At 64.7% G+C, this 1,100-nt stretch carries 1 pseudogene; it reads left to right on the plus strand.

Annotated elements, in window-relative coordinates:
- A pseudogene (locus QZH66_RS16705) lies at positions 1-1,100 on the plus strand (DNA-directed RNA polymerase subunit beta'); the annotation flags it as partial.

A 1,100-nucleotide genomic window follows, 5' to 3' on the forward strand; every position in this document is an offset into this window, starting at 1 on the left:
TGCTGGGTCTGTACTACGCGACCCGCGAGCGCATCAACGCCAAGGGCGAGGGCCTGACCTTTGCCGATGCCGGCGAAGTGCAGCGCGCGCTCGACGCCGGCGAGGTGGACCTCACGTCGCGGATCAACGTACGCATGACCGAGTGGACCAAGAACAAGGACACCGGCGAGTTCGACCCTTCGACCAGCATCGTGGAAACCACGGCCGGCCGTGCCCTGCTGTCCGAGATCCTGCCCAAGGGGCTGCCGTTCTCGAACATGAACAAGGCGCTCAAGAAGAAGGAAATCTCCAAGCTCATCAACGTCTCCTTCCGCAAGTGCGGCCTCAAGGAGACGGTGGTGTTCGCCGACAAGCTGCTGCAAAACGGCTTCCGCCTGGCCACCAAGTCGGGCATCTCGATCGCCATCGAGGACATGCTGGTGCCGCAGCAGAAGGCCAGCATCATCGAGAGCGCGGAGAAGGAAGTCAAAGAGATCGAGCAGCAATATGTCTCGGGCCTGGTGACCTCCGGCGAGCGCTACAACAAGGTGGTGGACATCTGGGGCAAGGCCGGCGACGAAGTCTCCAAGGTCATGATGGCCCAGCTGGCCAAGCAAAAGACCACCGACCGCCACGGCAAGGAAGTGGAGCAGGAGTCGTTCAACTCCATCTACATGATGGCCGACTCGGGCGCGCGCGGTTCCGCCGCCCAGATCCGCCAGCTGGCCGGCATGCGTGGCCTGATGGCCAAGCCCGACGGCTCCATCATCGAGACGCCCATCACCGCGAACTTCCGCGAAGGCCTCAACGTGCTGCAGTACTTCATCTCCACCCACGGCGCGCGCAAGGGCCTGGCGGACACGGCGCTCAAGACCGCCAACTCGGGCTACCTGACGCGCCGCCTGGTCGACGTGACGCAGGACCTGGTGGTGACCGAAGAGGACTGCGGCACCGCCAATGGCGCACTGATGCGCGCCATCGTCGAGGGCGGTGAAGTCATCGAATCGCTGCGCGAGCGCGTTCTGGGCCGCACGGTGGCCGAGGAAGTGCTGCACCCCGAAACCCGCGCCGTGCTGGCACCCGCCGGCCAGATGCTGGACGAGGACCTGATCGAGGAGCTC

The organism is Stenotrophomonas sp. YIM B06876 (genome assembly GCF_030711595.1).
Classification (GTDB): domain Bacteria; phylum Pseudomonadota; class Gammaproteobacteria; order Xanthomonadales; family Xanthomonadaceae; genus Stenotrophomonas.